Below are 22,867 nucleotides of genomic sequence, written 5' to 3' on the forward strand. Positions count from 1 at the left end.
AGCGAGGGAATAATCTCGTTGAGTTCGTTTGCTATTTGATTTCATTACACTCTCCAAATTAAGTTTGAAAAGTGTCAACGCTATTTAGGACGGGTCAACGAGCACAAAAAAAGCCGCTCTTGAGCGGCTTTTCTTTATTATTGAAAGCTTACACTACGCCGCGAGGTAGGCGACAGTCGTGATCTTTCTCTGCCAGTTGCTTAATCCAAAGCTCTTCTGCGGTGTAACCTTCTTCATTAGGTTTAGCCACAGTGAATGCTGCTTTCTTCTCAGCTGGTTTTGCCTTAGGAGCGGCTTTCTTAGTCGTTGTTTTCTTGCTCGCTTTGGCCGGTGCTTTGGTCTCTGCTTTGGCGACTTCTTCTGTTTTACCAGAAGTGAGTTCTTCAGTTAGCGCAGCTACATCGGCAAGGCGCATGTTCTTTCCGCCGTCAATGCTATACCAGCCAGGCTTAGTGGTGATTTCTGGCTTTTTGCCGTGGGCTGCTTCATAGGCAGCTTCAAAAGCAGCTAACACTTCTGTTTTGTCTAGTTTACTCATCAAAAGGTCCTAGTCGTTAACGCAGGTTAATTTTATTACAAGTTTATAGTTATACCCATTTGCGCTGAGTTTTTCAATTTTTTGTGCCTAAACACCGAATTTTCTTTATTTTTACCGGTGTTCACGGGACAATTTGGGAATATTTGTGGTTAACAGGGGGTAATATGCACCGTAAAGAGCTCGCACAGATCCTTGAACAAACATTAATGGTACAGCCAATCAAAGATTTTTGCCCCAATGGGCTGCAGGTTGAAGGGCGTGCGCACATCAAAAAGGTGGTCACGGGTGTGACTGCAAGTCAGGCACTGGTTGATAAAGCCGTGGCCCTCGAAGCTGATGCATTAATTGTTCATCATGGCTATTTTTGGAAGGGTGAATCACAAGCCATTACCGGTATGAAAAAGCGCCGCATTGAGGCGCTGCTCAGCGCCGGTATCAATCTGTTTGCGTATCATTTGCCTTTGGATATCCACCCCCAGCTAGGCAACAATGCGCAGCTAGCACAGTTGTTGGATATTGAAATTCAAGGGCCCATGGAAAGTGGCCCAAGTAGTGTGCCGGTGTGGGGGCGTTTGCGCACGCCGCTGTCTGGGCAGGCTTTTGCTGATAAAATTGCCAATGTCTTATCCCGAACGCCGCTGGCTTCAGTGGTACGCGATGAGGTAATTGAAACTGTTGGATTATGCACCGGCGGCGGGCAAGGCTATATAGATTTGGCTGCGAGTCTGGGGCTGGATGCGTATTTAACCGGAGAAGCTTCGGAGCAAACTATTCATAGCTCCCGAGAGCAAGGAGTGGATTTCTTCGCAGCTGGGCACCATGCCACTGAGCGCTATGGCGCCAAAGCCCTAGGTGAATTCTTAGCGCGTGAGCATCATCTGGATGTCACCTTTATCGATATTGATAATCCAGTATAGCGACGGTTATTGCTGCGCCAGCATGTTGTGCAACAATTGCTGCAAGAGATAGCGGCGGTCGGTGGCGCTGTAGCGTGCCTGCAGATATAAAAACATGGTTTGGGTGTCTGTGTGCTCTCCTAATGTTTGCCAGATACTATCAAGATAGTGAGTTGTTAAGGTCTCGGGAATGGGCAGCGGCTGCTTAGCAAACCCCAAGGCAAGCAGCTGCGCGAGTTTATCGTTGGCCTCACTAAAGTGTTGCTCAATGCGTTGCAGCTCCTCATTGAGTTGCTGCTCTGCTTTACTCAAGGTGGCGGCAACGAAAGCCCGTTTGCCTTTACGTTTACTGCGACTATGGCTTTGTACGGATGGATCTTGATAGCCATCGTCGCAGGCTTCAATCAGCCCGCGCAATGAACTCAGGGCACTGACTAAAGGGCTGCGCAAAGGTGCTAGCTTGACTTCCGTATCTTTCAGCCATTGCGCAGCATCAACAACATAGCTGGACTCCTGCGCCAGGTATTTGTCACTGAGTGCGGGTAACAACATTAATTGTGTGATAATGGTTTCTTTGAGAACGGATTGCATGGCCGTTACTCCGGCATCAGCTTGTTCTTGGTCTGGCCGTTCTCAATGCCTGTGGCCCATTCTAAGCCCTCTTCACGAATGGTAATGTTAAGACGGATGCTGTTCTGAGGTGTGGCGGTTTCTTTCACCTCGGAGCTGACCACGCTGGTTTTTATCGTAGGTGGAGTGGAGCGCGATTTTAAGGCGATAGCGGAAACATTGTGACGCACCTGCTTATTCACCGCACTGAGACGCTCAAATGGTACTTCTTTATCGGAGCCGCTTTTTTTCAGGGCTTTTTGAAATGCTTCGTCAACGGCTCTGACCATACTCTCTTTGCTGATCCGCACATCTCCGTTACGTTGGCGCTCTGTTACTTTATCCAATGCGGCACGGGCTTCTCTGTCGAAATTATGTTGAAAGCTTTTCGTACGACTGAGAATATCTTCGTCATCGAGTGCTTGGTTAAAGTGGCTCATCAAGGCTTTGTGAACATTGGCGGGGCTGTCTAATTCGGCATTTTTAGCCGGAATGTGCTGATTTATGGTCAATGGCATATCTATGGTCAGCTCAGGGACGCGCACCCGAGGTAGACTCATGCCCTCAAGTAAGGGGTGATCTTTGTAATATTCGGCTACGGCAGCTGTTTCTTCGTCGGCAAGGCGGCGTGCGTGCACTAAGCTTATCATCAGCGATCCTAGCACCTCACTTAATTCACTCATGGCGTTTCCCTCTTAGTGAGTTAGATAAGGGGGCGCAGCCTAAGGCTTTGCCCCCTATGTTAGTTAATGTGGCGTTATGCCGCCGATTCCACTTCAGTAATAGAGTTCTCTAAAATGCCTAACAGTTTCTCCGTTCCCGCTGGAAGCTCGTCTTGAACGGCACGAACATTAACAGACAGGCTGTAGGTACGCTCAATTTTCGATGAGCTTGAGCTCGACTTCTTGTACGAGTAGCTGGCGCTGAGTTTAGCTGATACTGGCCCCCAACCTGCTTTCACCGAGAGCTTACTATTGAGCTCATGAGAGGAGGAAGTACTGGACTCCTGCACTGAGTTTATCTTTGCGTTAAAAGCAATAGTGGTCTCTTCAACGCGAATAAATGGAATGGGTAACATGGTTAAGATGGGTACGGTAAGGTCGAATTTCTTCGGCTCTGTGCCGGTCACATTACCATCTCCATCTCGGGTTTCTACGGCCTTCATATAACTGAAGGTGATCATGGTGGGTTCATTGCTGTCAGCGTCAAAGCCGACAGATTTTATAAAATCTACCGAGGTCTGAGCCGATTGCGCTTGAGCGCGTACCACAGCATCAAGGGGGCCGCCAATCATAGATTTAAAATCAATACTCGATAGTTCGTCGCCAATAGCCATACAAATTCTCCTTTTTTTACGGCGCGGTTGAGGCTCGAGTTACACTGCCTACTCGAGATAGGTGTGTATAAAAAACACACAAGATTTATAGTGTATAAAAGGCAAGAGTGATAGTTAGTTTGTTAACTTTATTTTTACCTTTGTCCCTGTTAATTTCTAAGTTGTTCTTTTTAAGGGACTAAAGTGAAGGGGCTGTTGAAATGGTCAGAGCAGTGCGTCTGTGTGCAATGGGGCCAATTGACCAATCAGCCCCAGCCTTTGCTATTTACGCGTGTTATTTTGTTTACAGGTATTCAAGAAGTGGCGATAGACAGGGTTATCTTTCATTTCTTTTTTCATGGCCAAGTACATGGGGCGATTAAGACCCAATGCACCAAGGGGAATAGATTTTATTAACCCTTGCGCTTCATAGGGGGTAACAAGCCAATCAGGTAGCGCAGCAACACCCATGCCGGCGCTCACTAATTGGAAAATAAGCAAGCCTTGATCAACGCTTTTCAAGGTGCCATCAAAACGCGCGTTTTGGATAAAGTGTTTGAAAATATCTTGGCGCTCGCGAGGAATAGGGTAGGAGATAATGGTTTCGTCTTTTAAATCCAGCGCCGTGACATAAGCTTTATTAGCCAGCTCATGGTCGGGGGCAACGATCAGCTTGAGCTTAAAATCGAATAAATGCACGTACTCTAGGCGCTCTGGGTCACGTATATCCGAGGTTAATACCAGATCTAAATCGCCCTCAAGCAGCTCAGGAATAGCGTCGTAACTAAAACCACGTTCGTAGTCCACGTGAATGTCGGGCCAAAAGTTATTAAACTCTTTAATTGTCGGTAATAACCAGTGAAAACAGGCGTGGCACTCGACGCTCAAGCGTAATTGCGAAATTGGCTGATTTAAGCTCTCTTTCAAACGGCATTTCGCCGCTTCAACTTTTGGTAGTACATCATGCGCAAGCTCTAATAGCAGCATGCCTTGTGGTGTAAATCGTACCGGGTGGGTTTTACGCTCAAACAATTGGCAATCGAGTTTGTTTTCTAAGTCTTTGATTTGATGAGAAAGTGCAGATTGAGTTAAAAACAGCTCACGTGCGGTATTCACTAAAGAGCCGGTCTCTTTCAAGGTGGAAATAGTCTTGAGGTGTTTTATATCTATCATCTTTAGTAAATCTCATAAAAATTGTGAGCGGTGCTCAACGTGAATACAGTTTACTGCATCGTAATAGACATTTCAAAGTCTAGACGTCCATAATTGATGTATAAAATGTAAACGCAAAGCTAACCATAGATAAATTCCACTATAGCAACAAAAATGACAGCGGTGTCATCTAATTTGGCATTTACTTATAATTTTTAGCTATGAATAAAATTCACATTAATGGTGAGAAAGCTGCGGTTGCACAGTGGGGTAGAGAAATCTAATGTTTAGCCATCTATATAGCTAAACGAAGTTTTGTTATGGCATTAATACATAATCTTGGTTTCCCTCGAATCGGCAAGCAGCGGGCGCTTAAATTTGCCCTTGAGGCATACTGGGCAGGCACCATCGATCAGTCCACATTGCGAGCAAAAGGGGCTGAGATACGCAAGCAAAATTGGGCTTTGCAAGCACAGGCCGGTATTGAGTTGCTCCCCGTTGGTGATTTTGCATGGTATGACCATGTGCTCGCTACCACGGTAATGGTCGGAGCCGTGCCAGCGCGTCATCACAGCGCAGATAGCCACCCTCTCGATACCTTATTTCGTATTGCTCGTGGGCGAGCGCCCTCAGGGTGTGCCTGTGCCGCCAGTGAAATGACCAAATGGTTCGATACCAACTATCATTATATTGTGCCCGAGCTCAGCGCCGAGCAGCGCTTTTCGCTGACTGATTCAGAGTTATTTACCCAGGTCAGTGAAGCACAGCAACTAGGCTATACACCAAAGCCTGTGCTTATCGGCCCGGTGACCTATTTATACTTAGCCAAATGCGCCGATGAACCTTTTGACAAACTTGCGCTATTGCCTCAGTTACTTGAGGTGTATCAGCAGATATTGGACAAACTTGCAGCGCAACAGGTTCAGTGGGTGCAAATTGATGAGCCTATTCTCGCTCTAGAATTGGATAGTGCTTATCGCCAAGCCTTGAAAGACAGTTTTACGAGTTTATCTGGCCACGGGGTGAAGCTGCTATTGGCCACTTACTTTGATAATGTCAGCCATCATCTTGATGATATTCAAGATTACGCCATCGACGGAGTACATTTTGATTGGCTGGCGAGCACGGTGGATATACAGGCTTTAGATAAGGCCGTAGGCAATGAGCGAGTGTTGTCCTTAGGGGTTGTTAATGGACGTAACGTTTGGCGTGCGGATTTATCCTCGTTGCATGCACAATTACATCCTATTGCTGATCAGCGGGGCGAGAGGTTGTGGATAGCCCCTTCATGTTCATTGCTTCATACTCCGGTAGATTTAGAGCAGGAGCAGCAGCTCGACAGTGAACTAAAAAGCTGGTTGGCTTTTGCAACACAAAAGTGTCAAGAGCTGCAACTGTTACGTCATGCACTGCATAGCAGCGACACCACTGCCATTGATCGCTACAGTGCTGCGGTTAAGGCTCGGCAAAGCTCAACGCGAGTGAATAACAAGAGGGTGCAACAAAGTGTTGCGGCGCTCAGTGCGCAAGACGCACAGCGACAAGGTGCGTTTTCTAAGCGCTCGAAAACCCAGCGCCAAGCCTTGCAACTGCCACTATTACCGACCACCACTATCGGATCTTTTCCGCAGACCCAAGCTATTCGCCAAGCGCGGCGGGATTTTAAAAATGGTACTTTAGACTCCCAGGCGTATCACACGCAAATGGAAGCTGAAATTCGCTACGTCATTGAAGAGCAACAAGCGCTTGGTTTGGACGTGCTGGTGCATGGAGAAGCTGAGCGTAACGATATGGTCGAGTATTTTGGTGAACTGCTCGAGGGCGTATCCTTTACTCAGTTTGGCTGGGTGCAAAGCTACGGCTCGCGCTGTGTGAAGCCACCGATCATTTGGGGTGATGTGGCCCGTTCGCAACCAATGACTGTGCATTGGAGCCGCTATGCGCAGTCACTTACAAAAAAACCGGTGAAGGGCATGTTAACTGGGCCGGTGACGATTCTATCTTGGTCTTTTGTGCGTGATGACTTAGACAATCCCACTATAGCCAAGCAAATCGCGGTAGCGCTGCGTGACGAGGTTGTGGATTTGCAAAATGCGGGCATTGGCATTATTCAAATTGATGAGCCTGCTTTTCGTGAGCGCATGCCGTTAAAAACAAGTCATTGGCAAGATTACTTGGATTGGGCGACTTATGCATTTCGCGTGGCTGCCAGCGGCGCCGAGGATAAAACTCAGATTCATACCCACATGTGTTACAGTGAATTCAATGACATTATTGGCGCTATTGCTGATATGGATGCCGATGTCATCACCATTGAAACGTCACGTTCTCATATGGGGTTACTGAATGCCTTTGAACACTTTGATTACCCCAATGAAATAGGGCCGGGTGTGTATGATATTCACACTCCTAATGTGCCCGATGTTGCGTCGATAAAGACCTTAATTCACAAAGCTGCACAGAAAATACCTGTTGAGCGATTATGGGTTAACCCTGACTGCGGTTTGAAAACGCGACAATGGCAAGAAACCCGAGCTGCGCTTTATAACATGGTAGAGGCCGCAAAGGAGTCACGACAAGAGCTGAACTAAATTAAGGTCACTGTAGCGGGGTGGGCCTAGGCACCCCCGCTCAGCCTAGGTATTACCCCGCAGATTGCTTTACTTTCCCTTGTATCCCCCCTAAGATCACACAAATTTTTCAGTGGATAAGAGCAATGACAAGTACCCCGCAACGTATTACCCTCACTCGTCCTGACGATTGGCACATTCACCTACGCGATGGTGAACAGCTAAAAGATACCGTGCGTGATGCGAGCCGCTATATTGGCCGCGCGATTATTATGCCTAACCTAGTGCCACCTGCGACCTGTACCGAGACGGCATTAGCCTATCGTGAACGGATCATGGCGGCAGGTCCTAGCGCGCAATTTGAACCATTAATGGTACTTTATCTCACTGATAACACCACGCCTGAAGAAATTCGTAAAGCGAAAGCCAGCGGTAAAATTGTCGCGGCTAAATTGTATCCTGCTGGCGCGACGACTAACTCGGCTTCAGGGGTGACGGATGTTGAAAACATTTATCCTGTGCTTGAGGCAATGCAAGAAGTTGGCATGCTGCTTTTGGTTCATGGTGAGGTGACCGACTCCAGCATCGATATTTTTGACCGTGAAAAAGTGTTTATCGAAACCAAACTGAAAAAAGTGGTCTCTGATTTTCCTGAGTTGAAAGTAGTGCTCGAGCACATTACTACCCGCGATGCCGTGGAGTTTGTGCGCTCAGCATCAACCAATGTGGCAGCAACTATTACGGCTCATCACCTACTATATAACCGTAATCATATGTTGGCTGGTGGAATTCGCCCGCATTACTACTGTTTACCGATTCTTAAGCGTAATACCCATCAACAAGCCTTGATTGAAGCGGCTACCAGTGGCAGCGCGAAATTCTTTATGGGCACCGATTCGGCACCGCATTTAAAAGATAAAAAAGAAGCATCCTGTGGCTGCGCCGGTGCCTATACCGCCCATGCTTCATTGGAGCTGTATGCAGAAGCGTTTGAGCAAGCCGGTGCGATGGATAAACTAGAAGGCTTTGCCAGTCATTTTGGTCCTGACTTTTACGGCCTTGCGCGTAACAGCGATACTATTACGTTGGTGCGTGAACCCTGGAAAGTGCCTGAAAGTTATCCACTTGCCGATGACAAAGTGATCCCTATCTGCGCCGGTGAAACACTTAACTGGCAGGTTAAGGACTAAGAGTTTAAAGCCCGGTTTGATACCGGGCTTTTTATTGGCTATCCCGCCATGCGATGTCAGCTGCGCTGTTACTTTGATCTGCGTCAATAGCTGCTTCGCTGAGACGGTTCTGCGGACAATTGTCCTTATGAATTATGGTGGCTTTGACTAAGCTCTGGCGCTAAAATTAAGCATGTTTTTCGTGCTTAGCGCTACAACGAACAGGTGAAATTTACCATGCACTTACCTACAGTGGACTATCAGTCGCCCAACGCTCCAGCTGAATTTGTCGAGTCTCTTCGCAATACCGGCTTTGGGGTATTGACGAACCATCCGATCCCGCAGTCTTTAGTGGAATCAATTTATGAAAATTGGCAGGCTTTTTTCAACTCTGAGCAAAAGCACGAGTTTTTATATGATAAGACTACACAAGACGGATATTTTCCACCGGAAGTAAGTGAAGTAGCCAAAGGCTTCAATGTTAAAGACATTAAAGAGTATTACCACGTTTACCCTAAAGGTCGCGTCCCGGCACAACTAGAAGAGCAAATTCGTGAGTATTACCGACTTGCTAATGAGTTTGCTAGCGAGCTATTGAGCTGGGTGCAAGCGCACGCACCAGAAGAAGTACAAAAACGTTTTTCCATTGATCTTAAAGACATGATCAAGGACTCTGAGCAAACCTTACTGCGTATACTTCATTATCCGCCAATGACCGGTGACGAAGAGCCGGGTGCTATTCGCGCGGCGGCGCATGGCGATATTAACCTATTAACGGTTTTACCTGCAGCGAACGAGCCTGGCTTACAGGTGCAAACTAAAGAGGGTGGTTGGTTAGATGTGCCAAGTGACTTCGGTAATCTGATCATCAACATTGGTGATATGCTGCAAGAAGCATCAGGTGATTACTTCCCTTCGACCATTCACCGCGTTATTAACCCGACGGGGAAAGCGTCAACGAAATCACGTATTTCACTGCCACTGTTTTTGCATCCGCGCCCGGATGTGGTGCTCTCCGAGCGCTATACAGCAGATAGCTACTTACAAGAGCGTTTACGAGAGCTTGGCGTAAAGTAATTGGAAAAAGCCCGCATTAGCGGGCTTTTTCGTTATAGGGTGTTTAACAAGGCGCGGGTAGCGAGGCCGATGGCCAATGTTAAGGTGACACTTAATAAGGTGCCCAGCATCACGTATTCGGTCAGGTGCTTTTCTTTGCTATTGGTCAAATCGCCAAAGCGAAACACCGATTTAGCCGCTAACACAAAACCGACACCAGCGAGTTCATCAATCAGTACAAAGGTGAGCATCAGCACGCGCTCAAGTACGCCAATACTATGGCCCGCCTGTGGCAGCTGTTGCTCATTATGGCTACAAGGTAGCTGCCAGCGTTCCAATAACATGCGAATAGCCACGGAGCAGGGGTTTAAAACCAAGGCATAGGCAAGCAGCGTTACCCATAATGATTGTGTACTCAGCCCCTGACTCGCCCATTGTGTGAGGGTATCTGCATCACTGAGCCACAGGCACAGCGAAATGATCACCATTATGTGTGCGAGCTGATCAACGACAAAGGGTATAATACCGCCTCGAGTATAGGACTTTCCTACATCAATGAGCCAATGGCTGAGCATAATACTCAATGTAGCCAGCAACACGCCCGGCCACTCTCCTAAGCCGTAAATGTGCTCCCACGCAATAAGCACGGTGGCCGATAACGCGCCGTGAACTAACACATGCAGTGCTAATTTGGTTGATTTATAGTGGTAAGTGTTGCGATTGTGCACCCAGTGCATTGGTTGCAAATAAAAATCGGCAATAAAGTGCGCTAATAATAGCGCCAGTAGAAGTGCTATTTGCTCATCCATAAGCATGTTCCTTTGCGGCTACGGCTATAAATTCATCAACGAGGTGGTAGTTGCCAGCGTTAAGTAGCTTGGTGGCGTTTTCTCTTGAAGTTTCAAGCTCTTTGGCTATGGTTGCATGGTCATTATTACGTAACCAATGGTACAAATACAAGGCTTGTGCTTGTTTGGCACTGGTGTGACTGATCAGGTTATCTATAAAGCGAATATTCAATACAAAACTTGGGCTCATGTCTATTTGGTGTAGACTAAGACGTAGACGCATATTTTTTATATTATCTAAGCCCGTCCCCGAGAGGAGTAGCGCTGGACCGGTGGCGGTTTTTATGTCTTTGCGGTAGTTATCTATCGGGCCCCATGCCTCACTAATGCGTGCGTCCAGAGCTCGGGCACGTAAAAACAACCGCAGCATAATGCTGGCTAGCAAAGGGGTGGGGCTTTGGCTAAGAATACATTGGAAGGCATCACCGCGATAAATGCTAAAGTCGCCATCGAAGCGTTCACAGATAGCGCGTAGCCCTTGCTCTAGGCTATATAATGCATTGTCATAGTCGTCACTGCTTAGCTTACGAGAGTCGACGAGATCACCGCTTAACACAGTGTAATAAGAAGGTGTTTGGGGCATAAAGGAACTCTCAATGGTTACATTCTGTTAAGTAACTAATTAAAGTTACATGTACTTAGGTAACTCAATATAGTTACATAAACCCGTTGATGCAAGGAAACACACGCAAGTCGAGCGGTAAGGCAGATGGTAGGAATTATTTATTCTAGTATTCTCGATTGATGGAACTAATGAATTCATATATGCTGATGTCTTAGCTATCCTGCTAGAATTAAGAAAAGACCAATAAAAACAAAGTAGTAACCTAGTGAATAGAATTAATTAGGGAAAATTTAAAAAAATTAATGACAACGCTGTCATTAATTGTGTAACATAATTTCAACATGGGTTGAGGAAGAGCATACGCGCTACAAAAACGATAAAGCGTATTTGCGAATACATTAACAAGGTTAGAGGTCGTACAATGATGGCGAAGAGTGCGAGTCAAGAGCAATTATTTATAGGCATAGATGGTGGGGGAACCAAATGCCGGGCGACCATTTACTCCGCCCAACGGGGAGTACTGGGTACCGGTTTGGGCGGCCCTGCAAATCCATTACATGGTCTTGAACGCACTTTAGAGTCGATTATGGTGTCTACTCAGCAAGCGATGCGTGATGCAGGCCTACGGCTAGAGAGCGTGCATCAATTAGTGGCTGGTTTAGGCTTGGCAGGGGTTAACCTACCCAGTCTATTTGAGAAAATCAGTGAATGGGAACACCCATTTCAAAAAATGTATTTGACCACCGACCTGCATACTGCCTGTATCGGCGCACATGAAGGCGGTGACGGGGCAGTGATTATTACCGGTACTGGCTCTTGTGGCTTTGCCTGTGTTAAAGGTCATAGTGTGAATTATGGCGGCCATGGATTTGCTCAAGGCGACAAAGGCAGCGGTGCATGGCTGGGTCTTGAAGCACTCAAGGCGGTGTTATTAGATTTGGACGGATTAGGTCCGCAAACTCGCCTGAGTGAGATGTTTAAATTGCATTTTAATGCCAGCTCAGCAATGGGAGTTGCAGAGCAAATGGCGGGTCAACCCTCAAGTAGCTACGCCAAACTCGCGCGTATGGTCATCGAGGCGGCTCATGATGGTGATATGGTCGCGCTCACCATAGTCAAAGACGGTGCGCGCTACATCAGTAATTTGGCTAAACGATTATTAGAAATTCACCCTCCACGTTTATCTATGATTGGCGGCTTGTCTGAACCCATGCAAAAATGGTTAGATCCTGATATAGCTAAACGTGTTGAAGTGCCTCGTCAGCCACCCGAGATGGGCGCTGTTTATTTTGCCCAAAATGCGCTGTTAGAAGAAGAACAAAAGGTCGCAATTAAATGAGTCAAAGTTTCCATGCTGAACGCCTATTTGACGGGCAGCGTTTTCATAACGATGTTTATTTTCAAAGTGTTAACGGTAAAGTGCAATTTATTGATGCACCCACCAGCGACCCTGTCACCGAACTTTCTGGGCTCGTAGTCCCCGGCTTTATTGATGTACAAGTAAACGGTGGTGGCGGCGCATTTTTTAATGCTGAACAAAGTGTTGACTGCCTAGCAAAAATAGCGAGAGCACATGGTCAGTTTGGCTCAACGGCCAATATGCCGACCTTAATCACAGATGACATCGCGATTATGCGCCGTGCCGCTGACGCAGTGGCTGAAGCGGTGGCAAAAAATACTCCGGGTATTTTAGGTGTCCACTTTGAAGGTCCGCATCTCAGTTTGCCAAAAAAAGGCACGCACAGCGAGCAGTTTATTCGCCCCATTAGCAATGAAGAGTTTGCGATTTACGAGCGCGATGACCTTGGTATTAAAATGGTTACCTTGGCGCCAGAAAATGTTAGCGCAGCGGATATTAAGCGTTTAGTCGCCATGGGTGTAAAGGTCTCTTTGGGCCACACCAACGCCGACTATGAAACCACGATGTCGGCCCTAGACGCTGGCGCTGATGGCTTCACCCACCTATTTAATGCTATGTCTGCCTTTACCTCACGTGAACCTGGGGTTGTCGGTGCGGCGCTGTGGCATGACAGTAGTTGGTGCGGGTTAATTGTTGACGGTCATCACTTGCACCCGGATTCGGCGAAGTTGGCAATTCGTACCAAGCAGCGCGGCAAGATAATGCTTGTTACCGATGCAATGCCTCCAGTAGGCACCGATGCCGAAGAGTTTGATTTTTTCGATGGCCGCAAAGTCTATCGCACCGGCGACCGGTTGAATTCCAGTACGGGCGAATTAGCTGGCAGTGTGTTGGATATGGCCAGTGCTGTGCGCAACACCGTAAATACATTGGATATCAGCTTAGCCGAGAGTCTGCGTATGGCATCACTCTATCCGGCGCAATACTTGGGCTTAGCACAATGCAAAGGTCGTCTCCTAAATGGTTTCGATGCTGATTTTGTGGCGCTGGATGAGCACCAACATGTGCAGGCCACCTACATAGGCGGCGTACGCCTTAGCCGCTGAGCACAGTGAACCCCTTATAAAACAGGCCGTCATGGAAGAGGTACGCATGGATACAGTGATGTAACAGTGCGCAGAAACTAACAGCGAGAAACTATGACAACACCTGATACCGGCAAAAAAAAACAACGCTTAGCCTCGTTAGATGCGCTGCGCGGTATGGACATGTTTTGGATTTTAGGCGGGCAATCTATTTTTGCCGCATTGTTCGTATTAACAGGTTGGCAAGGGTGGAAGGCATTTGAGGCTCATACAGTGCATTCGCAATGGCACGGTTTCACCTTTTACGACCTTATTTTCCCGTTATTTATCTTTCTCTCTGGTGTGGCCATGGGGCTTTCCCCGAAGCGGATTGATCATCTGCCGCTGGCCGAACGCAAACCTTTTTATCACAAAGCAGTAAAACGCCTGTTACTACTTAGTGCCTTAGGAGTTCTCTATAATCACGGCTGGGGCACAGGAATGCCAATGGCATTTGACGAAATTCGCTATGCCAGTGTACTTGGGCGTATAGCTATTGCTTGGTTTATCGCGGCGATGCTGGTATGGCATACCTCGTTGCGCACTCAAGCGATTGTCGCAGTCGTAATTTTGTTAGGCTACTGGCTCTGGTTGACGGTGTTGCCGGTACCCGGCGGCCACGGCTCGCCGCTGAGTCCTGAGGGAAGTTGGAATGCCTGGGTTGATCAACACCTATTACCCGGTATTACCTACCAAAACCGGCCTCTTGACCCAGAAGGTTTACTGTCAAATATTCCTGCAGCCGCCAACGCTATTTTAGGTGTCTTTGCCGGGCAATTAGTTGCTCAAGGTGCCACTCAAGGCCAATGGCGAGTAGCGGCGCAGCTGTTTGCTGCGGGGTTAGTCAGCTTAGCGCTAGGTTGGGGATGGGACAGTGTCTTTCCAGTGAATAAAGAATTGTGGACCAGCTCGTTTGTACTCGTTACTGTCGGCTGGAGTGCAATTTTATTGGCGGTGTTCTATGGCGTGGTTGATATTCTTGGCCAACGTAAAGCCGCTTATCCGTTTGTAATTATCGGCGCTAATTCAATTATTATTTACCTTGCTTCAAGCTTAGTGAACTGGGGCTACATCGCCAATAGTGTGTTTGGTGGGGTCGTGCGCTCTGTCAGTGAGCCATGGCAACCTCTATTTGCTGTCGTCGCCTTGTTAACAGTACAGCTGCTTGTCCTACACTGGATGTATAAACGTAAAATATTTGTCAGTGTTTAACCCTGTTGATGCTTAATAAATAACTAAAAAAGTGACATTTTTTGCTCACTTTTACTTTACAAATTAGGTTTTATAACCAATAATGACAGCGTTGTCATAATGGTGTAAACCTAATTACAGTATCCCGATTAGGTTCTGACCTATGATCAAGTTCAGATTGCACGGAAGGCTTGGTCATAGGTCCCATTTTTATCAACTATAACAACGAGCTAAACATGCAAATCGTGATTCTTAAAGATGCTACAGAGGTGGCCCGTTACGGCGCTGACCTATTTGTAGCCCAGCTAAAAAAGCAACCCGCTTCCACGCTCGGCCTGGCGACAGGCTCAACGCCAGTGGCGCTATATCAAAATTTGATCGAAAAAAATCAACAGGGTGATATCAGCTTTTCACAAGTCACTAGTTTTAATCTAGATGAATATTTAGGCTTAGACGGCTCTCATCCTCAGAGCTATCGCTTCTTTATGAATGAGCAGTTGTTTGACCACATTGATATTGCCAAAGAGCGTACCCATGTACCGCCGGGCGATGCCCAAGATCCGATTGCTGCATGTCAGGAATATGAAGCGCGCATTCTCGCAGCCGGTGGCATCGATATTCAGTTACTTGGCATAGGGCGCAATGGCCATATAGGCTTTAATGAACCCTCGTCAGGCTTAACCTCGCGGACCCGTGTTAAGACCCTAACGAAGGCAACGATCGATGATAATGCTCGCTTTTTTAGCGAGGATGAATATCAGCCGCATTTATCCATTACCATGGGCATAGGTACCATACTTGATGCCAAAAAAGTGGTGCTATTGGCAACCGGTGAAAATAAAGCGGCAGCCATCAAAGCCACGGTGGAAGGGCCGTTAACTGCCTCTTGTCCAGCTTCGGCACTGCAGATGCATCGCGATGCCGTTATCGTTATTGATGAAGCCGCAGCCAGTGAGCTTGCTGACGTTGATTTCTACAAGCATATAGAGGCTGAAAATCAGAAGTTATTGGCGCGCCTAGCAGCTAAGTAACATCATGCTAAATACCATTAAAGCCCAGCTCGGGCTTTTTTTGTATCTGTGTTAGAGGCGTTTATTAATGAGAACAGGCACAACCCCTTGATGGTTAATGTAACGATAAAAGAAGCGATGTCACTATCACCCGCATTACTCTGATTTTACTGAACTGTGATAATGTAGAACCATGTTGTCCTGAATTACTGCAAAACCATGCTGCAATACACCCAGCTGCCATTGGATAGGCACTCAAGCGAGCGTAAAGACCCTAACTGGCTGTTAAATAAACGCCCGCTGGGGCGTTATGTATTAATAAATACAGATCGAAATCTTTTCAGTATTGATAATCAAACCCCACTGTTTTTGAGCTATGAGCAAGTAAAAGACTTCGCCCCCGATAATGCGATTTATTTAGGTGAGCATCAATGCCAGCATTATTTTGCTCTTGATGTGAGTGAAACATTGCCTAACGACTGTGCTTTCGCCGAGGGTGAATTTGTCGATATCCGCCGTTATGGCTCGATAGTTGAGCCTGGCGCTGCTGCAATACTGGTACTTGCGCGAGGGCTGTGCCATTGGCATAAGACCCATCGCTTTTGTGGCCGTTGCGGCAATGAAAATATTCAAGCGGAGGCCGGTCATGCCCGAAAATGCATCAACCGCGATTGTCGTCACCTTACTTTTCCACGTACCGATCCGGCCGTTATTATGTTGGTGCATCATATGTTCAATGATGGTATCGAACGCTGTTTATTAGGTCGTCAAGCAAGCTGGCCTGAGGGCGTCTATTCCACCTTAGCTGGATTTGTCGACCCAGGGGAAACACTCGAAGCTGCTGTTGCCAGAGAAGTGATGGAAGAGGCGGGAATAGTCGTGCAATCGCCACGCTATATTGCCTCACAGCCATGGCCTTTTCCAAGCTCGCTGATGTTAGGCTATATGGCACAGGCAAGCTCAACAGATATCTTTATTGACCAAGACGAGCTCAGCGACGCACGTTGGTTCTCTAGAGACGAGCTAAAGCATTTTGGCACTTGGGGAGATGCGGGCACTGACTACAAACTTCCCCGCTGCGATTCTATTTCACGGTATCTTATTGATACTTGGGTTGCACAGAATGAGGAAAACAAATGAAAAAACAAACACAGTTGATAAGCTCTGGGCGAGATAAAAAGTTCACTCAAGGGGTTGTTAACCCTGTGGTACAGCGCGCCTCTACCGTGGTTTTTGATTCCGTTGCTGAGTTTAAAGACGCAGCTAAAAATCGCGGAAACCATGCATTATTTTACGGTCGTCGCGGCACCACAACACACTTTGCGCTACAACAAGCAATTGCTCAGCTAGAAGGTGGAGCCGGCTGTGCCCTTTATCCGTCGGGCGCCGCTGCCATCAGTAATAGCCTGCTATCTTTTGTCAAAGCCGGCGATCACATTCTGATGATGGATAATGCCTATGAACCTACCCGGGATTTTTGCGACAAAGTGCTGGCAGGGTTAGGGGTGACAACCACCTATTATGACCCGCAAATTGGCGCCGATATTAGTACGCTTTTCCAGGAAAATACTAAAGTGCTATTTATGGAATCCCCCGGCTCAATCACCATGGAGGTCCAAGATGTGCCCGCCATGGTGGCCGAGGCTAAGGCTCACAATATTATGACCATGCTGGATAACACTTACGGCAATGGTATGCATTTTCGACCCTTAGAGCATGGTGTTGATATTAGTATTCAGGCGGCCACCAAATACATAGTAGGTCACAGTGATGTGATGATGGGAGTCAGTGTTGCCAATGAGCAGCATTGGCCGGTGCTGCGCGAGCAGTCATACCTTTTGGGGCAATGTTGCAGTGCCGACGATGCATATTTGGCCTTGCGAGGGCTACGCACCATGGCTGTGAGGTTACAGCAACATGAGCGCAGTGCTTTGCAAGTAGCAAAGTGGCTACAGTCGCACCCATTAGTGGATCATGTTCGTCACCCTGCGCTGGAAAGTTGTCCGGGCCATGCGTTTTTCAAACGCGATTTTGATGGCAGTAATGGGTTATTCTCCATTGTAATGAAAGAGGGCACACAACAGGCCCTTGATGCTTTAGTTGAATCATTACACCATTTTAAAATGGGCTTCTCTTGGGGTGGCTTTGAGAGTCTAATTACTACCAACCTGAGCATGAAGGCTTTGCGCAGTGAAACGTCATGGCAGTATGGCCCGGTAGTGCGTTTGCATATTGGTTTAGAAGACGTCGATGACTTAATTGCCGACCTCAGCCAAGGGCTTGATGTGTACGCCAATGCTTTAGCCAATAAATAGCGTCAGACACATCTTTTTACAAGCGCTCATACTTTTGAGCGCTTTTTTCATTTATAGTAGCTACAAATAACTACAAATCAGGATATCAGGATGGATCCAAGGCGTATCTTCGAGCTGGTTAAATTTGAACTGGCGCGACACTTTCTTACCAAAAAGGCGTGGTTGGCGCTGCTTGCTTTTGCCTTAGTGTGGTTGATGATTTATCGCTACGGTATTTCTCAAGCTGTATCGGTGCTTTCAGACCCTAACTTTGAACAGTTTATGCTTGCCGCTTTTGGCAACCTCGGGTTACAGAGTTTATTGCACTGGCCTGATGCGGAAATGGCCGTATATTGGCTGATTGCCTTAGTCACCTTTCCTCTTTTCATTATTTATTTAACCAGTGATCAATTTGTTAGCGACAAAGAACGCGGCACGCTGCGGTTCATCGCTTTACGCGCCACTCGCGCTGAAATTCTATTAGGGCGCTATTTCGGTCATTGCTTAAGCGCCGCTGCGTTACTGGCAATTAGCATTATCGGCACGCTGATCCTCATTGCCTTTCGCGATACCAGTGCACTGGTCCCAGCTTTGGCACGCGCGCTGCAGTTTGAACTCCTCCTGTTGGTTAATCTAATGCCGTTTATTGCCTTGATGACGTTATTGAATACCATAGCGCGCTCATCACGAATGGCGCTTATTTACGTTATATTATTGTACACCATAGGGTTAATGGTACTGGCTATTTTACAAGGCCAGTTAGGGCTGCCGATGTGGTTGGATTACCTTATTCCCGGTGAGCCGCTAGATAATATCGCCACCGTTCGGCCCAGCCCTGTCACCGACATAGCTTGGCCATTATTGCAAAGTGGCCTGTTGTTAGCGCTAAGTTTTTATAAGTTGCAGCGGAGTAGTCTATGAGCCAGTTAATTTTAGCACGCGGCGTTAGCCACTATTTCGGCAGCAAAAAAGCGCTCGATAATGTTGATATTGAATTACAACCTGGAAAGCCCATTGCGTTAGTCGGCCCCAATGGCGCAGGTAAAACCACGCTGTTTAGCCTTATCTGCGGCTATTTGCAACCCAGTGAAGGCGAGATTAAGGTATTGGGACATCGTCCCGGCAGCGCCGCGTTGTTTGGTCAGTTAAGTGCCTTACCACAAGACGCGCTACTGGACCCCAACTTTAGTGTTGCCCAGCAATTGGCTTTATATGCCCGCCTGCAAGGTTTTAGCCAGCGCCAAGCAAAAATAGAAACACAGCGGGTGTTGGAACTGGTCAATCTCAAAGACACCGCAGACAGTCGCGCTAAAGAGCTTTCTCATGGCATGAAAAAGCGCATTTGTATCGCCCAAGCGCTGCTTGGTTCGCCGAAGTTGGTGATGCTTGATGAAGCAACGGCTGGTTTAGACCCCGCCAATGCAAGGGCTATTCGAGAGTTGGTCAGTGCGCTCAGTACCGAGACGACCTTTGTATTGAGCTCGCACGACTTATCGGAGCTGGAGCGGCTCTGCGACCGTGTTTTATACTTGCAGCAAGGGCGCTTGGCGACCCATCAATTGGACTCGCAAACCGAGCAGTTGGCGTATCTAACTCTGCAACTACGAGAGCAAAACGATCACGTTGCAGCGGCGTTACAGGCGCTTCCTCACGTAGTGAGCGTTGATAATAGTCAGCGTAATGAATTTGTTATTGGTTACAGCAGCGAGGGTCTCAGTGAGGCAATGGATATCGCCTTGCTAACGCTGTGCCATAAACAACAGTGGCGTTATCGCGCCTTGATAAACGGTCACACCCTAGAAAATCAATTATTCGCAACAGGAGCGTAGCAATGGGATTACTTAGTGGATTAATTGGCAATGCCAGTGAAGTAGATGAAGGGGAGTTAGACTCTTTACTTGAAGAGATACTTGCTCCAGGTGAGAACCTAGAAAAAGCGTATAAAGTGATCCGCGACTTATTCTTGTTCACTAACAAACGTCTGATTTTAGTAGACAAACAAGGTGTAACAGGGTCGAAAATGGAGGTGCTCAGTATTCCATTTAGTAAAATCACTAAGTTCAGTAAGGAAAGTGCTGGCCACTTTGATATGGATGCTGAACTGAAAATTTGGATAGGCTCTGATCCGAGTCCGTTGTGTAAGAACTTTAAAGCGGGTGACAACATTAACGAAGTGTATCGGATCCTATCTCGCTACGTTTTGTAAAAAACTGTACCTATATCTAACAAAAACTAACATTTATTTAAAACAATCAAGTGCTTAGTTAAGTTATAATTCATTTCAACAGCGCTAGAGTGGCGCTGTTTTAAAAAACTAGATATAGGGAAATCTATTTATGAAAAAACTATCCGTCGCCATCGCGTCTGTACTTTTCTCCGGTGCTGCCTTCGCACAGTCTTATCAATCAATCAGCAACCTTGAATACCTCAATGTAGAAAGTGAGGACAATGTTGCCGTAGATTCGATTTACTACTTCGCACCAAAGCAGGTGTTGGGCCCGCTTGATCAGTTTGAGTATATTAACAAAGAGTCAAACATCTTTGGTCGTATCTCAGACAATGATTATGCGACTGGCTACAACGTAGGCGGTGAATACTTCGCGGATCAATTCCTAGTAGGCGCGTCTTACAGCGTTGTTGACCCAGATGACTTCGACAGTGCTGATCAATACACACTAAGCCTTGGTTACCTAGTTAGCGACAACTTCTTGTTGAAAGCTGAGCGCGTAGACCCAGAGCACGGTGATGAAACTTACTTCTTCTCTGGCCGTTACGATCACGCTTTAAACAGCACTGATTACATCGGTTTTGAAGTGCGTATTGATGACGAGTTCGACCACCGTGAGCTTAACGGTAAGTACTTCAAAGACCTTAAGCAAGGTAACTACTTAACTGTTGAAGCACAGTACATTAACCGTGACGATGCGGACAACTACTGGCAGCTAGGTTCTAACTACTACTTCAACAAAATGACGTCAGTATTCGTTAACTTCGATGATGAAGACTTCTATAACTTTGGTGCGAAATACTTCATCGACACCAACTTCGCAGTATCTGCTGGTTACGGCAGCAACTGGGATGAGTCAAGCTATGATCAGTGGTTCCTAAAAGCAACTGCACAGTTCTAAGCGTTGAGCTAATTAATAAAAAAGCCCAGCATATGCTGGGCTTTTTTGTCGCTAATGGTTAATAACGCTTACCAACCACATTGACGACCCTTGTTTTGCTCATCTAGGTAAGCTTGTAATGGTGCAAAATAATCAAGGATAGCGGTTGCATCCATTTGCTCTTTACCTGTTACTTTTGCGAGCGCTTGTTGCCATGGCTGCGAAGAGCCCATTTCTAACATCTCGTTGAGTCGCTGCCCAGCTTCTTTTGAGTTATAGATGGAGCAACGGTGAATGGCGGCGTCATTGCCGGCAATCTCACACAGGCTACGATGGAAGTCGAACTGTAAAATATGGGCTAGGAAATAGCGAGTATAAGGCGTGTTTCCAGGCACGTGGTACTTGGCCCCCGGATCAAAGTCTGACTCAGAACGAGCGATGGGAGCACTGATCCCTTGATACTTCTTGCGCAACTGCCACCAAGCTTGGTTGTACTGCTCAGGGGTAATTTCTCCAGAAAACACCTGCCAACGCCACTGATCAACTAACAAACCAAATGGGATAAAGGCCACTTTATCTAATGCCATACGCATGAGTAAGCCAATGTCTTTAGATTCATCAGGGACTTCATCTAATAGACCAATCTCTTTTAAATACTCAGGCGTGACCGACAGCGCAATCGTATCGCCAATGGCTTCGTGGAATCCATCGTTGGCACTTTCTTGATAGTACAGAGGTTGCTGGTTGTAAGCGCGTTGGTAGAAGTTGTGCCCTAATTCATGGTGAATGGTGGCAAATTCTTCGCCGGTGCGCTGAATACACATCTTAATGCGTAAATCATCTTTACTATCGAGGTTCCACGCCGATGCATGACATTGCACATCGCGATCCTGAGGTTTGGTAAATAAAGAGCGCTCATAGAAAGTATCAGGTAGTGGTGCAAAGCCCATGGAGGTGAAAAACTTTTCCGCACCGCGCACCATCTCTAGCTCATCATAGTCATGCTGCGCTAGTAGCTCGGTTACATCATAGCCAGGATCGGCATTTTCAGGCGCAACCAAGTCGTAGATATTACCCCATTGTTGTGCCCACATATTACCGAGTAAGTGCGCAGGAATGGTGCCATCTTCAGGTAATTTATCTTCGCCATACTGCTCACCCAGTTTGGCGCGCACATGACAGTGCAGGGAGTCATATAAAGGCTTAACTTGGCCCCATAGGCGGTCAAGTTCAGTGGCAAATTCATCGGCGGGCATGTCGTACTTACTGCGCCACATTGCGCCTGTATCGGCATAGCCAAGCTCTTGCGCGCCTTCATTCGTTAACGTGACTTGCTGTTCATATAAAGGGCGCATAGGCTTAGAAATTTGTCGCCACCCTTGCCATAGATCTAACAACTCATTGTAGTCGCGACTCGATGCCATGGTTGCGGTCATCTCACCGAGACTTAAACATTGGCCATCATCTTTACAATACTCGCCTTTGCCATACAGACCATCGAGCTCAGCGACAATATTGGCCAGCTTCTCGGTTTTTGCTGCATCTTGTGGTGCCGGTAGCGTCAGTGCCAGTTTCAGTTTATCGAGCTTGCGACGGCTATCAGCGTCTAACTCCAGATCATCAAAACGGGCAGCCTCATTGGCTAAACGCACGATGGTTTCGGTTACTTCTTGGTTTGCGGCAGCTGCGAGCTGTGCCGTATCATGAGTAATAAAATTGGCGTAAATCCACGCGGCACGGCTACTTTTCTCATACAGCTTGGCTAACTGCTGTTCAGTGTTTGCTAAAAACGCTTTGGCATCAGCTGCTGTGAGTTTGTTGCTGCTTATTTTTGTTTCTGCAGCGCTCTCAGTGGGCTGAGTTGTGGTTGTGTCATTGCAGCCACTTAACCCTAAGGTTAGGGAGACCAAAACCGCACTCAGGCTCAGTTTAAATGGAAGACGTGTCATTATTTTTCCTCTAATTGTTATCGGCGATGGTGGGCATCGCTAACGCCGGCTAAATATAGCAGCGTACGCAGAGGGGGTAAATTATTATAGATAGTCAGAGCACTGGGCTAGTAC

The 22,867-nt window shown here is 47.1% G+C and carries 22 protein-coding genes; 14 read left to right on the forward strand and 8 right to left on the reverse strand.

All coding sequences use genetic code 11. The annotated features are described in order from the left end of the window. Nucleotides 1–148: 148 nt before the first annotated feature. Complete coding sequence (locus tag MHM93_RS17810) at nucleotides 149–538, reverse strand: hypothetical protein (protein ID WP_022945876.1); 390 nt, start codon at nucleotides 536–538, stop codon at nucleotides 149–151. A 164-nt stretch (nucleotides 539–702) separates the two neighbouring features. Here MHM93_RS17810 and MHM93_RS17815 point away from each other — a divergent pair, with 164 nt between their 5' ends. Next, on the forward strand, nucleotides 703–1,455 hold the full coding sequence (locus MHM93_RS17815; protein ID WP_239450056.1) for a Nif3-like dinuclear metal center hexameric protein: 753 nt from the start codon (nucleotides 703–705) through the stop codon (nucleotides 1,453–1,455). Nucleotides 1,456–1,461: 6 nt separating this feature from the next. Here MHM93_RS17815 and MHM93_RS17820 read toward each other — a convergent pair whose 3' ends face one another. The 4 genes from MHM93_RS17820 to MHM93_RS17835 form a co-directional block, all read right to left on the reverse strand. After that, the gene (locus tag MHM93_RS17820) at nucleotides 1,462–2,025 is read right to left on the reverse strand and encodes a hypothetical protein (protein ID WP_239385248.1); all 564 of its coding nucleotides are present in this window, start codon (nucleotides 2,023–2,025) and stop codon (nucleotides 1,462–1,464) included. Between the two features lie 5 nt (nucleotides 2,026–2,030). Next, nucleotides 2,031–2,726, reverse strand: a complete 696-nt coding sequence (locus MHM93_RS17825; protein ID WP_239450057.1) for a hypothetical protein — start codon at nucleotides 2,724–2,726, stop codon at nucleotides 2,031–2,033. Nucleotides 2,727–2,800: 74 nt separating this feature from the next. Continuing rightward, complete coding sequence (locus MHM93_RS17830; RefSeq protein ID WP_022945880.1) at nucleotides 2,801–3,379, reverse strand: DUF2589 domain-containing protein; 579 nt, start codon at nucleotides 3,377–3,379, stop codon at nucleotides 2,801–2,803. Nucleotides 3,380–3,640: 261 nt separating this feature from the next. After that, nucleotides 3,641–4,531 carry a LysR family transcriptional regulator gene (locus MHM93_RS17835; RefSeq protein ID WP_045978077.1) on the reverse strand — a complete coding sequence of 297 codons (891 nt, stop codon included), beginning with the start codon at nucleotides 4,529–4,531 and terminating at the stop codon, nucleotides 3,641–3,643. Between the two features lie 299 nt (nucleotides 4,532–4,830). Here MHM93_RS17835 and metE point away from each other — a divergent pair, with 299 nt between their 5' ends. The 3 genes from metE to MHM93_RS17850 all read left to right on the forward strand — a co-directional run bounded on the left by metE (nucleotide 4,831) and on the right by MHM93_RS17850 (nucleotide 9,326). Continuing rightward, complete coding sequence (gene metE / locus MHM93_RS17840) at nucleotides 4,831–7,101, forward strand: 5-methyltetrahydropteroyltriglutamate--homocysteine S-methyltransferase (RefSeq protein WP_239450058.1); 2,271 nt, start codon at nucleotides 4,831–4,833, stop codon at nucleotides 7,099–7,101. Nucleotides 7,102–7,226: 125 nt separating this feature from the next. Beyond that, nucleotides 7,227–8,270, forward strand: coding sequence for a dihydroorotase (gene pyrC / locus MHM93_RS17845; protein ID WP_239450059.1), 1,044 nt, complete (start codon nucleotides 7,227–7,229; stop codon nucleotides 8,268–8,270). A gap of 216 nt (nucleotides 8,271–8,486) precedes the next feature. After that, the gene (locus MHM93_RS17850; RefSeq protein WP_045978074.1) at nucleotides 8,487–9,326 is read left to right on the forward strand and encodes a 2OG-Fe(II) oxygenase family protein; all 840 of its coding nucleotides are present in this window, start codon (nucleotides 8,487–8,489) and stop codon (nucleotides 9,324–9,326) included. A 32-nt stretch (nucleotides 9,327–9,358) separates the two neighbouring features. Here the strand turns inward: MHM93_RS17850 and MHM93_RS17855 are convergent, their stop codons facing one another. Together MHM93_RS17855 and MHM93_RS17860 are read right to left on the reverse strand one after the other, a co-directional pair. Next, on the reverse strand, nucleotides 9,359–10,114 hold the full coding sequence (locus MHM93_RS17855) for a DUF3307 domain-containing protein (RefSeq protein ID WP_239450060.1): 756 nt from the start codon (nucleotides 10,112–10,114) through the stop codon (nucleotides 9,359–9,361). After that, nucleotides 10,107–10,736, reverse strand: coding sequence for a hypothetical protein (locus MHM93_RS17860; RefSeq protein WP_022945886.1), 630 nt, complete (start codon nucleotides 10,734–10,736; stop codon nucleotides 10,107–10,109). Before MHM93_RS17860 ends, MHM93_RS17855 begins: the two co-directional genes overlap by 8 nt. Nucleotides 10,737–11,139: 403 nt before the next feature. Here MHM93_RS17860 and MHM93_RS17865 point away from each other — a divergent pair, with 403 nt between their 5' ends. The 10 genes from MHM93_RS17865 to MHM93_RS17910 all read left to right on the forward strand — a co-directional run bounded on the left by MHM93_RS17865 (nucleotide 11,140) and on the right by MHM93_RS17910 (nucleotide 20,825). Next, nucleotides 11,140–12,057 (forward strand): BadF/BadG/BcrA/BcrD ATPase family protein, encoded by a 918-nt coding sequence (locus MHM93_RS17865; protein WP_152440553.1) that lies wholly within the window; start codon nucleotides 11,140–11,142, stop codon nucleotides 12,055–12,057. Then, nucleotides 12,054–13,184, forward strand: coding sequence for an N-acetylglucosamine-6-phosphate deacetylase (gene nagA, locus MHM93_RS17870; RefSeq protein ID WP_239450061.1), 1,131 nt, complete (start codon nucleotides 12,054–12,056; stop codon nucleotides 13,182–13,184). Before MHM93_RS17865 ends, nagA begins: the two co-directional genes overlap by 4 nt. 93 nt (nucleotides 13,185–13,277) lie before the next feature. After that, on the forward strand, nucleotides 13,278–14,414 hold the full coding sequence (locus MHM93_RS17875) for a DUF5009 domain-containing protein (RefSeq protein ID WP_239450062.1): 1,137 nt from the start codon (nucleotides 13,278–13,280) through the stop codon (nucleotides 14,412–14,414). 215 nt (nucleotides 14,415–14,629) lie between these two features. Continuing rightward, on the forward strand, nucleotides 14,630–15,424 hold the full coding sequence (gene nagB / locus MHM93_RS17880; RefSeq protein ID WP_045978068.1) for a glucosamine-6-phosphate deaminase: 795 nt from the start codon (nucleotides 14,630–14,632) through the stop codon (nucleotides 15,422–15,424). Nucleotides 15,425–15,622: 198 nt separating this feature from the next. Continuing rightward, the gene (gene nudC / locus MHM93_RS17885; protein WP_152440557.1) at nucleotides 15,623–16,543 is read left to right on the forward strand and encodes an NAD(+) diphosphatase; all 921 of its coding nucleotides are present in this window, start codon (nucleotides 15,623–15,625) and stop codon (nucleotides 16,541–16,543) included. After that, nucleotides 16,540–17,718, forward strand: coding sequence for a cystathionine beta-lyase (locus MHM93_RS17890; RefSeq protein WP_138548942.1), 1,179 nt, complete (start codon nucleotides 16,540–16,542; stop codon nucleotides 17,716–17,718). Before nudC ends, MHM93_RS17890 begins: the two co-directional genes overlap by 4 nt. Before the next feature lie 90 nt (nucleotides 17,719–17,808). Then, complete coding sequence (locus MHM93_RS17895; protein ID WP_022945087.1) at nucleotides 17,809–18,618, forward strand: ABC transporter permease; 810 nt, start codon at nucleotides 17,809–17,811, stop codon at nucleotides 18,616–18,618. Continuing rightward, a complete protein-coding gene (locus MHM93_RS17900) occupies nucleotides 18,615–19,526 on the forward strand; it encodes an ABC transporter ATP-binding protein (protein WP_239409102.1) in 912 nt (303 codons plus the stop codon). The genes MHM93_RS17895 and MHM93_RS17900 overlap by 4 nt, the downstream gene beginning before the upstream one ends. A gap of 2 nt (nucleotides 19,527–19,528) precedes the next feature. Beyond that, nucleotides 19,529–19,903 (forward strand): PH domain-containing protein, encoded by a 375-nt coding sequence (locus MHM93_RS17905; RefSeq protein ID WP_022945089.1) that lies wholly within the window; start codon nucleotides 19,529–19,531, stop codon nucleotides 19,901–19,903. A 130-nt stretch (nucleotides 19,904–20,033) separates the two neighbouring features. After that, nucleotides 20,034–20,825: a putative porin gene (locus MHM93_RS17910; protein ID WP_022945090.1), complete on the forward strand. Its 792-nt coding sequence runs from the start codon at nucleotides 20,034–20,036 to the stop codon at nucleotides 20,823–20,825. Nucleotides 20,826–20,893: 68 nt separating this feature from the next. On the opposite strand, the gene MHM93_RS17915 is transcribed toward MHM93_RS17910, so the two are convergent. Beyond that, a complete protein-coding gene (locus MHM93_RS17915) occupies nucleotides 20,894–22,753 on the reverse strand; it encodes a M2 family metallopeptidase (protein ID WP_239450063.1) in 1,860 nt (619 codons plus the stop codon). Nucleotides 22,754–22,867: the final 114 nt, after the last annotated feature.

It is taken from the genome of Pseudoalteromonas sp. MM17-2 (genome assembly GCF_022347945.1).
GTDB lineage: Bacteria > Pseudomonadota > Gammaproteobacteria > Enterobacterales > Alteromonadaceae > Pseudoalteromonas > Pseudoalteromonas ruthenica.

Bases quoted from the DNA above. Each gene is read 5' to 3' on its own strand.
- MHM93_RS17835 (WP_045978077.1), bottom strand. From the start codon at position 4,531: ATGATAGATATAAAACACCTCAAGACTATTTCCACCTTGAAAGAGACC.
- metE (WP_239450058.1), top strand. From the start codon at position 4,831: ATGGCATTAATACATAATCTTGGTTTCCCTCGAATCGGCAAGCAGCGG.
- MHM93_RS17815 (WP_239450056.1), top strand. From the start codon at position 703: ATGCACCGTAAAGAGCTCGCACAGATCCTTGAACAAACATTAATGGTA.
- MHM93_RS17855 (WP_239450060.1), bottom strand. From the start codon at position 10,114: ATGGATGAGCAAATAGCACTTCTACTGGCGCTATTATTAGCGCACTTT.
- nudC (WP_152440557.1), top strand. From the start codon at position 15,623: ATGCTGCAATACACCCAGCTGCCATTGGATAGGCACTCAAGCGAGCGT.
- MHM93_RS17850 (WP_045978074.1), top strand. From the start codon at position 8,487: ATGCACTTACCTACAGTGGACTATCAGTCGCCCAACGCTCCAGCTGAA.
- MHM93_RS17900 (WP_239409102.1), top strand. From the start codon at position 18,615: ATGAGCCAGTTAATTTTAGCACGCGGCGTTAGCCACTATTTCGGCAGC.
- pyrC (WP_239450059.1), top strand. From the start codon at position 7,227: ATGACAAGTACCCCGCAACGTATTACCCTCACTCGTCCTGACGATTGG.
- MHM93_RS17820 (WP_239385248.1), bottom strand. From the start codon at position 2,025: ATGCAATCCGTTCTCAAAGAAACCATTATCACACAATTAATGTTGTTA.
- MHM93_RS17860 (WP_022945886.1), bottom strand. From the start codon at position 10,736: ATGCCCCAAACACCTTCTTATTACACTGTGTTAAGCGGTGATCTCGTC.
- MHM93_RS17825 (WP_239450057.1), bottom strand. From the start codon at position 2,726: ATGAGTGAATTAAGTGAGGTGCTAGGATCGCTGATGATAAGCTTAGTG.
- MHM93_RS17890 (WP_138548942.1), top strand. From the start codon at position 16,540: ATGAAAAAACAAACACAGTTGATAAGCTCTGGGCGAGATAAAAAGTTC.
- MHM93_RS17915 (WP_239450063.1), bottom strand. From the start codon at position 22,753: ATGACACGTCTTCCATTTAAACTGAGCCTGAGTGCGGTTTTGGTCTCC.
- MHM93_RS17905 (WP_022945089.1), top strand. From the start codon at position 19,529: ATGGGATTACTTAGTGGATTAATTGGCAATGCCAGTGAAGTAGATGAA.
- nagB (WP_045978068.1), top strand. From the start codon at position 14,630: ATGCAAATCGTGATTCTTAAAGATGCTACAGAGGTGGCCCGTTACGGC.
- MHM93_RS17810 (WP_022945876.1), bottom strand. From the start codon at position 538: ATGAGTAAACTAGACAAAACAGAAGTGTTAGCTGCTTTTGAAGCTGCC.
- MHM93_RS17865 (WP_152440553.1), top strand. From the start codon at position 11,140: ATGATGGCGAAGAGTGCGAGTCAAGAGCAATTATTTATAGGCATAGAT.
- MHM93_RS17895 (WP_022945087.1), top strand. From the start codon at position 17,809: ATGGATCCAAGGCGTATCTTCGAGCTGGTTAAATTTGAACTGGCGCGA.
- MHM93_RS17910 (WP_022945090.1), top strand. From the start codon at position 20,034: ATGAAAAAACTATCCGTCGCCATCGCGTCTGTACTTTTCTCCGGTGCT.
- MHM93_RS17830 (WP_022945880.1), bottom strand. From the start codon at position 3,379: ATGGCTATTGGCGACGAACTATCGAGTATTGATTTTAAATCTATGATT.
- MHM93_RS17875 (WP_239450062.1), top strand. From the start codon at position 13,278: ATGACAACACCTGATACCGGCAAAAAAAAACAACGCTTAGCCTCGTTA.
- nagA (WP_239450061.1), top strand. From the start codon at position 12,054: ATGAGTCAAAGTTTCCATGCTGAACGCCTATTTGACGGGCAGCGTTTT.